The following is an 11,902-nucleotide window of genomic DNA, read 5'->3' on the forward strand; positions in this document are numbered from 1 at the left end:
GGACCATCAACGTCCGCTACGCGGTACGTAGCACAGCGCGAAGGGCGTCGAGTGCCTCCTGCGCCTTGTTTGCATCGGGGCCGCCGCCTTGGGCCATATCAGGCCTACCGCCGCCGCCTTGTCCCCCCAAAGCCTGAACTCCGACCTTGACCAGATCGACCGCATTGATGCGCGCGGTCAGGTCGGATGTTACCCCGACCGCAATGGTCGCTTTGCCGTCGTTCACCGCCACGATGGCGACCACGCCAGAGCCGAGCTGCCGCCGCGCATCGTCGACCGCACCGCGCAAGCCCTTGGCCTCGAACCCGTCGAGCACCTGCGCGACGAACGCGACGTCGCCGACCATCTCGGGCCCGGCCGCATCCTTCGCCCCTCCGCCGAGCGCCAGCGCCTTCTTCGCCTCGGCCAATTCGCGCTCGAGCCGCCGGCGCTCATCGAGCAGCGCCGCGATACGTGCGGGCACTTCGTCGGGTGTCGACCGCAGCGTCGCGGCCGCGTCACGCAGCTTCTCGTCGCGCGCGCTCAGATATTGCCGTGCGGCCTCACCGGTCAGCGCTTCGACGCGGCGAACACCCGACGAGACCGCACTCTCGCCGACGACCTTGAACAGGCCGATGTCACCGAGTGCCCGCGCGTGCGTACCGCCGCACAGCTCGATCGAGTAGGTTTTCCCATCGTCGCCCGTGCCCATCGACACGACGCGCACCTCGTCACCATATTTTTCACCAAACAACGCCATCGCGCCCATCGCGATCGCCTCGTCCGGGGTCATCAGCCGCGTCTCGACGTTCCCGTTGCCGCGGATCTGCGCGTTCACCGCCGCCTCGACGTCGGCCAGCTCGGCCGGCGCCATCGCGGTCGCGTGCGACACGTCGAAGCGCAGACGGTCGGGTGCGACCAGACTGCCTTTCTGCGCAACATGAGAGCCAAGCCGCGTCCGCAGCGCCTCGTGCAGCAAGTGCGTGGCGGAGTGGTTGGCGCGAATCGCGTCACGACGCCGCACGTCGATGGCGAGGCGAACGGTGTCGCCGACCTTGAGGCCGCCCGTCTCTACCCGTGTGTGGTGGACGAACAGCTTGCCGAGTTGCTTCGACGTGTCCGTCACCGTGGCGGCGAGGCCCGCCCCGCTCGACAGTGTGCCCGCATCGCCGACCTGTCCGCCGCTCTCACCGTAGAACGGAGTCTGGTTGACGATCACGTCGACCTGCTCGCCCGCGTCCGCCTGCTCGACGCGCTGCCCGTCCTTCACGAGCGCGAGCACGACACCTTCGCCGCTATCGCTCGAGTAGCCGGTAAACTCGGTCGCGCCGACTTCCTCGACCAGGTCGAACCACAATTCGTCTGACGCCTTCGCGCCTGAGCCCTTCCACGCGGCGCGCGCGGCGCGCTTCTGCTCGGCCATCGCACTGTCGAAGCCGACGCGGTCGACCTGCAACCCCTGCGCCCGCAACGCGTCCTCGGTCAGGTCGTACGGGAAGCCGAACGTGTCATAGAGCTTGAACGCGGTCTCGCCCGCCAGCGTGTCGCCCTGCCCCATGCCGGCCGTCGCTTCGTCAAGCAGCCGCAGCCCCTTGTCGAGCGTCTTGCGGAAGCGTGTTTCCTCCTGCCGCAATGTCGCCTCGATCAAAGGCTGCGCTCGGACGAGCTCAGGGTAAGCCGCACCCATTTCGGCGACCAGCGCCGGGACGAGCCGATGCATCAGCGGCTCTTTTGCGCCGAGCAGATGCGCGTGGCGCATCGCGCGGCGCATGATCCGGCGCAGCACGTAGCCGCGACCCTCGTTCGCGGGCAGCACGCCGTCGGCGACCAGGAAGCCCGAGCAGCGCAGGTGATCGGCGATAACGCGGTGGCTCGCCTGATTATTGCCGCTCGTGACAGTGTGCGTCAGCGCGCCCGACGCTGCAATCAGCGCCTTGAACGTGTCGGTGTCGTAATTGTCGTGCACGCCCTGCATCACCGCGGCGACGCGCTCCAGCCCCATGCCGGTGTCGATCGACGGCCGCGGTAGATCGCCGGTGATCTGGTCGGCTTCCTGCATGAACTGCATAAAGACGAGGTTCCAGATTTCGACGAAGCGGTCGCCGTCCTCGTCCTGGCTACCGGGAGGGCCGCCCGCGATGTGATCGCCGTGATCGTAGAAGATCTCGGAACACGGACCGCACGGCCCGTCCGATCCCATCGCCCAGAAATTGTCCTTGGTCGCGATACGGATGATGCGATGGTCGGGCAGCCCGGCAATCTTCTTCCACAGCTCGAACGCCTGATCGTCGGTGTGGTAGACGGTCGCGGTCAGCTTGTCCGCGGGCAGCCCCCATTCTTTCGTCAGCAGCGTCCACGCATGAGTGATCGCCTGTTCCTTGAAGTAATCGCCGAACGAGAAATTACCCAGCATTTCGAAGAAGGTATGGTGCCGCGCGGTATAGCCGACATTGTCGAGATCGTTATGCTTGCCTCCCGCCCGCACGCATTTCTGCGAACTGGTCGCGGTCGAGTAGGGCCCCGACTCCAGCCCGGTAAACACGTTCTTGAACGGCACCATGCCGGCGTTGACGAACATCAGCGTCGGGTCGTTCTGCGGCACCAACGGTGCGGACGGCACGATCTGGTGGCCGTTGGCGCCGAAATAATCGAGGAAGCTGCGACGGAGGTCGTTTGTCGAGGTCATGACCAGCGACTTAATGAGGAGAAAGCGCGCTGCCTAGCGCTTCGTCGCTGCTGCAACGACGCGCTGCGGCGTCAACCCCGCCCGGCCGCGTCGCTGACGGCCACGCGGCCCAGCGCGCCGGCGAGCGCGGCGTGCCGTTTCGACACGATCTCGCCGTACAAGGCGTGATCGGCACGATCGAGGTCGAGCCGCAGCGTTGCCGCATCGAGCGACAGGCGCGATCGCCGCAACGGATCCGCGACGCCGCCGCTCAAGCGCTGACCCAGCCGGATCGCCAACCCCCATGTCGCGGCACGGCGCAACGCCGCTTCCGACGCCAATCGACCGAGCGGGTCGGGGCTCTGCATCGTACCGCCCATCGCGGTCCACAACGCCTGCGCCAGCATCGCCCGCCCGCGCCCGTCGATGCCGACCCAATTGCCGTGCAATGCGATTTCGAGGCCGCGCTCAGCGCGAAACTCGGGGTTCGCGCGCCAGCCGACATCGGCCAATTGGCAAGCGGCATTGCGCAAACGCGCCTCGGCCGGCTTGTCCTCACCGAACAAGGGCGTGATCCAGCGATCGAGCAGGTCGCCGTGCTCCGGAAAACGCCCGGACATGTGGCCCTCGTCGCGGGTCGCGACGATCAACGCGTCCTCCGCGCGATCCTCCGCGCTCAGTTCCTGGAACAGCAATCCTTCACGCAACCCGAAAGCGGACACGATCGTACCACTGCTTTTCAAATGCTTGAGCAGCACCGACAGCAACGCGGCGGCATCGGCCAGTGTCGGTATACGCCCGCTCGACAGCCCAGGCACCTCCTTCAACTGCGGCTTACCGACATGCGACAAGGTGCGGCGCAGGCTGGCGATCGTACCGGGCGACATCGCATATTGGTGAATGATCGGCAGCGGATAACGCGCACGGTGCATCGCCAGCCGCGCCAGGCCACGCCACGACCCGCCAACGAGGTAGAAAGGCAGGTTCTTGCCCGCACCGATCCACCCTGCCTCATGCAGCATCGACTCGACGTGTCGGTCGAGCCGACCCCGTTGACGCAAGGGGGCAAGGCGCAGCACGCCGAGTGGAAAGGACGCGCGCTCGGCGAGTTCGCCGCGACGAACCCGAACCAGTTCAAGACTACCACCGCCCAGATCGCCGACGATGCCGTCGGCACCCGGTATGCCGGACAGGACGCCGAAGCCTGCAGCCGCGGCCTCCTCCTCCCCCGACAGGATCTCGACGGTCAGCCCCGCTTCCTCCGCAACCGCGATCAGCGCGCGGCCGTTCCTGGCATCGCGCACCGCGGCGGTCGCGACCGTGCGCACACGCGTCACCTCCATCGCGCGCGCGAGCGCGGCGAAGCGGTGAAGCGCGGTGCGCGCAGCGGCCATTGCCTCCGCATCGATCGTTCCCGTCGCCGCCAGGCTGCGACCGAGGCCGGCAAGCACCTTTTCGTTGAACAACGGCGTCGGCAGCCGTGCCGGCCCTTGGTAGACGACAAGGCGGATCGAATTGGAGCCGATATCGATGATCGCGGTGCGCGGCGTGTCGGCACTGGGTGCCGCGGGACCAGCCTTCACGAACGACGCCGCAGCTTGAGCGTCGGCACCTCGCCGCCTTCCTCCAGTGCAGCGCCCCGCCCTGATAGCGAGGGGTTGGTCATGAAATATCGATGCAAATTGAACGGACGATCACCCGCGGACACGCGCACGTAACTGCCGTCCGCCTGCAATTCCCAACTCTGTTCGTTGTCGATCAGATTGGCGACCATCACCTGATCGAGCACCTGATCGTGCACCGTCTCATTCTCGATCGGCAGCAGATATTCGACGCGGCGGTCGAAGTTGCGCGGCATCCAGTCGGCGGAGGATATGTAGATGCGCGCGCCGTCATTCGGCAGGGCCGCGCCGTTTCCGAACACCGCGATCCGGCTGTGTTCCAAGAAGCGACCGACGATCGATTTAACGCGGATGTTGTCGGACAGGCCGACGACGCCCGGGCGCAGGCAGCAGATGCCACGGATGATCAATTCGATCTCGACGCCCGCGCCGCTGGCTTCGTAGAGTTTCTCGATGATCGCCGGGTCGACCAGGCTGTTCATCTTGGCCCAGATCGAACCACCACGCCCCGAGCGCGCATGTGCGATTTCGCGGTCGATGTCGGCCAGCAAGCGGTCACGGAGCCGGCGGGGGCTGAGCACCACCGCTTCCATCCCCTCGGGCTCGACGTAACCGGTGATGTAGTTGAACATCCGAGCTGCATCCCGCCCGAGCCGAGGGTCGGCGGTGAAGAAGCTCAGGTCGGTATAAATCCGTGCAGTGACCGGATGGTAATTGCCGGTGCCGAAATGGCAGTAGGTGCGGAATTGCGCACCCTCACGCCGCACCACCATCGCGACCTTGGCGTGCGTCTTCCAATCAATGAAGCCGTAGACGACCTGCACGCCCGCGCGCTCCAGCGCACTCGCCCATTGCAGATTCTGTTCCTCGTCGAACCGCGCCTTCAATTCGACCACGGCAGTTACCGACTTGCCCGCCTCTGCCGCCGCGATCAAAGCGTTGATGACCGCCGACTGCTTGCCCGCGCGGTAGAGCGTCTGCTTGATCGCGACCACGTCGGGATCGTTCGCGGCTTGCTTGAGGAAGGCGAGCACGACGTCGAACGTCTCATACGGGTGGTGGACGACGATGTCCTTGGCCCGGATCGCTGCGAAACAATCACCGCCGAATTCGCGGATCCGTTCGGGAAAGCGCGGGGTGAACGGCGTGAACTTCAAATCCGGCCGGTCCTCGTCGGCGAGCAGCGCCAGGTCGCCGACGCCCAGGAACGCCGCGCTCTCGGTCACGATCGTGTCGGCACCACCCAATTCCTCGCGCAGCACCGAGGCGAGTGCCTCGCTCATGCCGGTTTCGAGCTCCAACCGTATCACGCGCCCGCGTCGCCGCCGCTTGATCGCATTGGCGAAGTAGCGGACGAGGTCCTCCGCCTCTTCCTCAATCTCGATGTCGCTGTCGCGCAGCACGCGAAACTCGGCCGCGCCCAGCACGTCATATCCAGGGAACATCAGGTTGGAGAAACGCTTCAACAGCGACTCGACCGCAATGTAGCGCGCGCCCTCGCCCGGCAAGCGCACGAGCCGCGGCATGGCATTGGGCAGCATGACGAGTTCGCGGATCGGCTCTTTGTCCGAGCGGCGAACAAGATCGAACATGACCGCCATGCCCTTGTTGCGCATGAACGGGAACGGATGCGCCGGGTCGAGCGCCTGCGGCGTGATGACCGGGAAGAGCTGCTCGCGGAAATACGTCTCGAGCCACGCCTGCTCGTCCAATCCCAGCGCGGTGTCGATCGCGTGGCTGCCGATGACGCGGATGCCTGCTTCCGCCAGCGCGTAGCGGATATCGCGCCACACCGATTGCTGGCTGACCATCAGCGCGTCGGCCTCGACGGTGATCGCGGCGAGCTGCTGCCCCGGCGTCAGCCCGTCGGCGGACCGGAGTTCCACGTCTTGAAGCTGCTGTCCCTTGAGTCCAGCGACGCGCACCATGAAGAATTCGTCGAGGTTGTCGCCCGAGATCGCGAGAAAGCGCAGCCGCTCCAACAGCGGATGCGCAGCATTGCACGCTTCCTCCAGCACGCGGCGGTTGAACGCCAGCCACGACAATTCTCGATTGAAGTAACGCTCGCCTGCAACCTTCTCGAACGGATCGTCGTCGGGTTCACGCTGTACGTGAGCGGGCCGGGTCATGCGTGATCGATGTCCTGCGCTGTGCCCGTCAAGGCGACCAGCAGGTCGCGCGCGAGCGGAATGGTGACGCGCCGACGCCCGGACAGCGCGGCTTGTTCCAGTCCATCGAGCATCTGCGCGACAGCCTGATGACGCTGCGGCAAACGCGGCACCAGCCAGTCGATCAGGTCGTCGCGCGCGTCAAGGTGACGGCGTGCGAAGCCGCGTTCCAGCAAGGCACGCACGAGCGCCTCGTCAGGCGCTTCGATCTCGGCCACCGGACTGGCACCCAGCCGGGTGCGAAGGTCGGGCAGTGCGACGTTCCACGCGGGCGGCGCCGCGTCGGCGACGAGCAGCAACGGGACGCGCTCTGCCTGGGCGTCGTTCCACGCGTGGAACAAGGCGGCTTCGTCGTGCCGGTCAGCATCGTCGATGACACGTCCGCCCGACTGCGCCGCGAAGACCTGCGCCAGCAAGCTGCGACCCGACATGGCTGGACCGACGAGCAAGGCCGCCGCCACGGGCCATTCACGCCACTGCCGCAGCGTGTTGACTGCTTTCGCGCTCGACGCGGTCACGAGGAACTCGACGTCGTGCTGCTCGTCCGGCCACGCGAGCGGGAGCGGAAACTGCACCGTCGTGTTGTTCCCGCCCGGCATGTTACCCTGCGGTCGCATTGTCGGGCTGGAGATCGGGCGGAAGCAATTGCGGCGCGCGCCGGATCCGCAGCGTCGTGCCGCCGCCGAACACCTGCCACCCGCGCGCCTCAAGCGCGCTGCGCAAGTCCGCCGGGTCACCCGCGAACGACACGACCATCAACGAGACGCCACCGAGCGCCAAACTGCTGGTCGTGGCGCTGCGCACGCCGGGCACCCCGCGCAGCGAACCCTCGGTGCTCGCCACGGCACCTGCGTCGGGCGTCTCGACCTGCACGATGACGGACACGACCGGCGCCGCCGCATTGTCGACGACGTCGAGCGAGGGATCGCTCACCACCGGCGCGTCGTCCGGCAGCGTCGTCGGTGGTGGGGCAAGCCCGGGATCGCCGCGCAAATAGCCGCCGCGCGCCGCCGCTTGATAGATATCGTCGAGCCGCTTCACCCCGGCGTCTAGCAAAGCCGGCAACGCCGACGCGCTGCCCGCACGCAGCGCGAAACGCGAGAGCAGGCGATTGTCGGGGCCATGCCGCGCCTCGAACTCGCCGATGACCGGCCCGCCCGGCCATTGCCGACGCAGCCGGACGACCGGAATCAGAACATCGGTGCCGCCGTAGAGGTCGAGCACTTTGCGCCACCAACCACGCGCCGGCCGCTGCGTTTGCCCAACGTTCAGCAGCAGCGGATCGGCCCCGTTGCCGGGCGAGCGGATGTAGTCGATCTCGCTGGTGCTGGTGCGGAAGCGCGCCCATGCCTCCTGCCAGGCGGTACGCTGCTCGAACACGCCACCCACCCCGGCCGACCAGATCACCGGCACGACGACCAGCGGCGGCGACCGCGTCGTGTAGCTGCTGATGCCCAGCAGCCCTGCGGTGCGCGCGCGATCGAACAACACGCCCAGTTGCGCGATGTACCGATTGGGCCCGATCTGCTCCCTGCCGACCACGATCGCGGTGACCAGCGAATCTAGTGTGCCGTCCGGCACCAACCCACCGCCGCCGCCCAGCCGGCGCGATAATTGCACCCACGCCTTGCGTTGAGCCTCGCGCCAGCCCGCGGCTCGCGCCGCTTGCGCGTTCGGGCCCGACACGTCGACGCTGACGCTGCCGACCTCGTAATCGTTGGAACTGTCGACGGCCGCGACACCGCGATCACCGCCCTCGATCTGTGCCAGGACCGCGCCGGCACCGAGCACGACGACACCGATGGCCGCGGCGGTGGCGAGAAACGGACGGCTGCGCATCGGCGCCTTTTGGCGAAGCGGGCGTGGAAATCCAAGCGCGTTGTGGCTAGGCGCATCGGCCATGACCGACGAACCCAGCGCCAACAGCTCTGCAACGCCAGCCGGCGGCTATACCTACGCCGACGCGGGCGTCTCGATTTCGGCGGGCAACGCGCTCGTCCGCGCGATCGCGCCGCTCGCCCGCTCGACCCGGCGCAAGGGTGCGGACGCCGATCTCGGCGGGTTCGGCGGATTGTTCGACCTGAAGGCGGCGGGCTTCATCGATCCGCTGCTGGTAGCCGCCAACGACGGTGTCGGCACCAAGCTGAAACTCGCGATCGAGCACGACCGGCACGAGGGCGTGGGCGTCGATCTGGTCGCAATGTGCGTCAACGACCTGGTCGTGCAGGGCGCGGAGCCGCTGTTCTTTCTCGATTACTATGCCAGCGGGCGGCTCGATCAGGCGGTGGCCGAGCGCGTGATCGCCTCGATCGCGGAAGGATGCCGTCAGGCGGGCTGCGCGCTGATCGGCGGCGAGACGGCGGAGATGCCGGGGATGTACGCCGATGGCGACTATGACCTCGCGGGCTTCTGCGTCGGCGCGGTCGAGCGCGACCGGCTGCTCGATGGGCGTGCGATTACCGCCGGCGACGTGATCTTCGGTCTCGCGTCGTCGGGTGTGCACTCGAATGGCTATTCGCTGGTGCGCCGGCTCGCGGCCGACCGCGGGTGGCGGCTCGATCGCCCCGCGATGTTCGATCAGGATCGCTTGCTGATCGACGCGCTGATGGCGCCGACCAGGATCTACGTCGCGAGTCTGCTGCCGCTGCTGCGCGAGGGGCGGATCAAGGGGCTGGCGCACATCACGGGTGGCGGGCTGCTGGAGAACATACCGCGCGTCCTCCCGCAAGGCACGCACGCGCTGGTCGACGCGGACGCGTGGGAACAGCCGCGACTGATGGCGTTCCTTCAGGCACAGGGCGCGATCGAGCCCGAGGAGATGGCGCGCACGTTCAACTGCGGGATCGGCATGGCGGTTGTCGTCGGCGCCGACGCGGCAGACGGCGTGACGCAGGCGCTTGAGGCCGCGGGCGAAACCGTGTTCCGCATCGGCCGTATCGAGGCGGGTGAGCGTGGCTGCACCGTGACCGGCAGCACCGAGACGTGGAGCGCGCGCGGCGACTGGCGCGCGACGCATCACGCATGAGCGGGCCCGCCAAGGTCGCGGTGCTGATTTCGGGCCGCGGCTCCAACATGCAGGCGCTCGCCGAAGCCGCGGGCGACGCGTATGAGATCGTCGTGGTCGCCTCCGACAAGCCCGGCGCGCCCGGGCTTGCCTGGGCGATCCAGCACCGGCTGCCGACCTTCGCGCTGTCGCCCAAGGGCATCGGCAAACCGGTGTTCGAGGCTGCGCTCGACGGTGCGCTGCGCGAGGCAGGCGCGGAGTGGATCGCGCTCGCGGGCTACATGCGGCTGTTGTCGGACGGGTTCGTCGCCAAATGGCGCGGGCGGATCGTCAATATTCACCCCTCGCTGCTGCCGAAGTACAAGGGCCTCGACACCCACGCGCGCGCGATCGACGCGGGCGATGCGGCGGGCGGCTGCTCGGTCCATGTCGTGACCGAGGAGCTCGACGGCGGCGAAGTGCTGGGACAGCGCGAGGTCGCCATCCTGCCCGGCGACACGCCCGAGACGCTGGCCGAGCGCGTGCTCGCGGCGGAACATCAACTCTACCCCGCCGTGTTGAAGGAGTTCGTGCGTCGATGAACGAGATGCGAGGAGCCGAGGCGATCGACCGCGTCCGCGAGATCGCGCTGCTGCTGCCCGAGAGCGAGGAGCGCGAGAGCCACGGCCAGCCGACCTTCTTCGTCGCGGGCAAGCAGTTCGCGCAATTGCGCGTCGATCACCACGGCGATGGGCTTACCGTCGTCTGCGTCCGCACCGCTGACACCGACGAGCAGGCGATGCTGCTGGAGGCCGCGCCCGATACCTACCGCAAGCCAGCCTATCTCGGCACGTCGGGCTGGGTCAGCATCGATCTGGGCGGCGAGGTCGATTGGGCATTGGTCGAGGATCGCATCGCGCGCAGTTGGGAGTTGAGCGCGCCGGCTGGCTTGCTTGAGGCTGGCGGACGCTAAACGCGGGCGTCAGAGGTCGCGCGCGAAGACCAGATCGTCGTGCCAGGTGGCACCCACGAGGAAGCGCCGCTCGCCGATCACCGATAAGCCCTGCTTGGTGTAGAACCGGTGCGCGCGAACATTGCCGCCGTACACGCCGAGGAGCAGCCGGCGGTGCCCTGCCGCGCGCGCGTCCGCGACTGCCTGCACTATCAGCGCGGGACCCAACCCGTGCCCGTGAGTCGGCACGAGTGCGTAGATGCGCTTGAGTTCGATATCGCCCGCACGCGGCTCGACCGGCAGATCGGGCGTGGTCAGTAACGTATAGCCGAACGGTGCGGCGCCCTGCTCGGCTTCGGCGAGCGTCGCGATTGCGCCATCGTCGATGTAGCGCGCGAATGCCTCCGCGCTGCTGTTGCGCGCTACGTGCGCGACGATGTCCGCGCCGTCTAGGACGCCCGCGAACGCTTCCAGAAAGGTCGCGCCCGCGACGAGCGAGAGGATCGCGGCATCATCCGCGCTCGCGCGTCGCAGGCGCCAGTTCATCAGCCGACAATCTCTTCCGGCTTGAAGAAGTAAGCGATCTCGATCTCGGCATTCTCGTCCGAGTCCGAGCCGTGCACGGTGTTCGCCTCGATAGACTCGGCCAGTTCCTTGCGGATCGTGCCGGGCTCGGCGTTCGCGGGATTGGTCGCGCCCATGATGTCGCGGTTGCGCTGCATCGCGTTCTCGCCTTCGAGCACCTGCACGACGACCGGACCCGAGATCATGAACTCGACCAGATCGTTGAAGAAGGGACGCTCCTTGTGCACCGCGTAGAAGCCCTCGGCCTGCTCGCGGGTCATATGGATGCGCTTCGATGCGACGACGCGAAGGCCTGCGTCCTCCAGCATCTTGGTGACCGCGCCGGTCAGGTTGCGACGCGTCGCGTCGGGCTTGATGATCGAAAATGTACGGTTCGCGGCCATGACGGTCACGGGCTCCTGACAGAGGTGATGGAAAGTGCGCGTCCCCTAGTCGGCGCCTCGGGCACGCGCAAGAACCCACGTCGGACGCGCTCGGCGCCTATCGCAGATGCGGACGCCTAAGCCGCCTGTTCCCAGCGCCCCGACTCGCTCTGCTTCCAATAACGCCGTTCGATCCCGTCGCGCGCGGCCAGCGCCTTCCACGCCGCGCGCGCGTCGCCGATGCGATCGTCGTCGAAGAAGTGAAAAGCACGATCGAAAGCGAGTGCGTCGTCGCGCCACTCGCCATCGGCCAGCGCCACGTTGCGCGCCTGATTGGCGGCAGTGGCATCGGGTGCGATCAAGACGGGCTGCCGCGCATCATGCTCGCCGCCCGAGACCCCGTGCGGCAGAAAGCTGTCGGGTGCGTAGGACCACAAGGTCTTGTCGAGCGCGGCGCGACGCGCGGCATCGCCCTCTACCACCAGCAACCGCCCGCCCTCGGCGAGGATGCGCTCCGCAATGCGGGGCAGCACGCGCTCAAGCGGGCTGGCGGTCAGGTGATAGAAGTCGACCTTCACGGACGCGC

General features: G+C 67.4%; 11 protein-coding genes. 3 read left to right on the forward strand and 8 right to left on the reverse strand.

Annotated features, from left to right (window positions below):
- Positions 1 to 16 precede the first annotated feature (16 nt).
- From alaS to HRV97_RS05015, 5 genes are all read right to left on the reverse strand, one after another.
- Positions 17 to 2,665 (reverse strand): alanine--tRNA ligase, encoded by a 2,649-nt coding sequence (gene alaS / locus HRV97_RS04995; protein WP_174192514.1) that lies wholly within the window; start codon positions 2,663 to 2,665, stop codon positions 17 to 19.
- A 71-nt stretch (positions 2,666 to 2,736) separates the two neighbouring features.
- Positions 2,737 to 4,227: a Ppx/GppA phosphatase family protein gene (locus HRV97_RS05000; protein WP_174192515.1), complete on the reverse strand. Its 1,491-nt coding sequence runs from the start codon at positions 4,225 to 4,227 to the stop codon at positions 2,737 to 2,739.
- Entirely contained in the window at positions 4,224 to 6,395 is a 2,172-nt protein-coding gene (locus tag HRV97_RS05005) for an RNA degradosome polyphosphate kinase (RefSeq protein WP_174192516.1), read from the reverse strand. Before HRV97_RS05005 ends, HRV97_RS05000 begins: the two co-directional genes overlap by 4 nt.
- Positions 6,392 to 7,009, reverse strand: a complete 618-nt coding sequence (locus HRV97_RS05010; RefSeq protein ID WP_343044430.1) for an HdaA/DnaA family protein — start codon at positions 7,007 to 7,009, stop codon at positions 6,392 to 6,394. The genes HRV97_RS05005 and HRV97_RS05010 overlap by 4 nt, the downstream gene beginning before the upstream one ends.
- A gap of 25 nt (positions 7,010 to 7,034) precedes the next feature.
- Positions 7,035 to 8,273 carry a heavy-metal-associated domain-containing protein gene (locus tag HRV97_RS05015; RefSeq protein ID WP_174192518.1) on the reverse strand — a complete coding sequence of 413 codons (1,239 nt, stop codon included), beginning with the start codon at positions 8,271 to 8,273 and terminating at the stop codon, positions 7,035 to 7,037.
- A 61-nt stretch (positions 8,274 to 8,334) separates the two neighbouring features.
- Between HRV97_RS05015 and purM the strand changes: the two genes are divergently transcribed.
- The 3 genes from purM to HRV97_RS05030 are packed head-to-tail and all read left to right on the forward strand — an operon-like array spanning position 8,335 to position 10,390.
- On the forward strand, positions 8,335 to 9,459 hold the full coding sequence (gene purM / locus HRV97_RS05020) for a phosphoribosylformylglycinamidine cyclo-ligase (protein ID WP_174192519.1): 1,125 nt from the start codon (positions 8,335 to 8,337) through the stop codon (positions 9,457 to 9,459).
- On the forward strand, positions 9,456 to 10,019 hold the full coding sequence (gene purN / locus HRV97_RS05025; RefSeq protein ID WP_174192520.1) for a phosphoribosylglycinamide formyltransferase: 564 nt from the start codon (positions 9,456 to 9,458) through the stop codon (positions 10,017 to 10,019). Before purM ends, purN begins: the two co-directional genes overlap by 4 nt.
- Entirely contained in the window at positions 10,016 to 10,390 is a 375-nt protein-coding gene (locus tag HRV97_RS05030; protein ID WP_246248516.1) for an MmcQ/YjbR family DNA-binding protein, read from the forward strand. The genes purN and HRV97_RS05030 overlap by 4 nt, the downstream gene beginning before the upstream one ends.
- Before the next feature lie 9 nt (positions 10,391 to 10,399).
- Here the strand turns inward: HRV97_RS05030 and HRV97_RS05035 are convergent, their stop codons facing one another.
- The 3 genes from HRV97_RS05035 to HRV97_RS05045 form a co-directional block, all read right to left on the reverse strand.
- Entirely contained in the window at positions 10,400 to 10,915 is a 516-nt protein-coding gene (locus tag HRV97_RS05035; RefSeq protein WP_174192521.1) for a GNAT family N-acetyltransferase, read from the reverse strand.
- Positions 10,915 to 11,337: a nucleoside-diphosphate kinase gene (gene ndk / locus HRV97_RS05040; protein WP_115381414.1), complete on the reverse strand. Its 423-nt coding sequence runs from the start codon at positions 11,335 to 11,337 to the stop codon at positions 10,915 to 10,917. The genes HRV97_RS05035 and ndk overlap by 1 nt, the downstream gene beginning before the upstream one ends.
- A gap of 116 nt (positions 11,338 to 11,453) precedes the next feature.
- A complete protein-coding gene (locus HRV97_RS05045) occupies positions 11,454 to 11,894 on the reverse strand; it encodes a DNA polymerase III subunit chi (protein ID WP_174192522.1) in 441 nt (146 codons plus the stop codon).
- Positions 11,895 to 11,902: the final 8 nt, after the last annotated feature.

Origin of the sequence: Sphingomonas hominis (assembly GCF_013328205.1) — a bacterium.
GTDB classification, from domain to species: Bacteria; Pseudomonadota; Alphaproteobacteria; order Sphingomonadales; family Sphingomonadaceae; genus Sphingomonas; species Sphingomonas hominis.